This is a genomic window from Paracoccus hibiscisoli, assembly GCF_005048265.1.
GTDB lineage: Bacteria > Pseudomonadota > Alphaproteobacteria > Rhodobacterales > Rhodobacteraceae > Paracoccus > Paracoccus hibiscisoli.
This window is the reverse complement of sequence record NZ_SUNH01000107.1, coordinates 1-742: the sequence shown is the minus strand read 5'-3', so window position 1 is coordinate 742 and position 742 is coordinate 1. Positions and strand designations below refer to the sequence as shown.

The window sequence follows — 742 nt, the reverse complement described above, 5'->3', positions numbered from 1 at the left end:
TGGAAAGCTGGTTTCACGTCACCGTGCATCCTGCGCAGACAGGCATCGCGGTCCACTTCCGGGATGTGACCCGCGAGGTGAGCGAACAGCGCGATCTCAGACTCTTCAGGACTGCCATCGACGCGATGACCACCGGAGCCGTCATGCTTGAACGGGGCGAAGGCGCCATTGATTTCTGGCCGATCATGTATGCGAACGCAGCGGCGATCAAACTTCAGGATCAGGACGAGCAGCAGCTGCTGGGAAAGACCCTGAACGAGGTCATGCAGGAGACGGATTGCACCCCCGATATCGGTCATGTCCGCGAGACACTTGCGGCGCAGCGGCTGTGCCATTTCGAGGCACGGCACCACCGTTCAGGACGCCCTGAGATCCTGGAATGCGTGGCCGTCCCTCTGGCGGGTCAGGATGACGAACACGGACATGCGGTGGTCCTCATTAACGATGTCACGGAACAGCGGCGCATAATTGAGGAGCGCCAACGCAGTGAACGTCTGGCCTTGGTCGGGCAGATGGCAGGGGGCGTCAGCCACGATTTCAACAATCTGCTTGCCGTGATCCTGGGGAATGTCGAGCTTCTGGAACTGACGACCGATCCCCAAGAGGCGAAGATCCTGATCTCGGAAGCCCGCGACGCGGTCATGCGCGGCAAGTCTCTGAACGATAGCCTTCTTGCCTTTGCAGGTAAGTCAAAGCTGACACCGCAAACGGCGGATCTCGGGCGTTTCGTGCAAGCCTGGGC

1 protein-coding gene is annotated in these 742 nt (G+C 60.1%); it reads left to right on the top strand.

Translation table 11 applies throughout. The features are described from left to right. Nucleotides 1-742: PAS domain-containing protein (locus FA740_RS19540; protein ID WP_136858441.1), on the top strand; the 742-nt coding region annotated here is incomplete at both ends.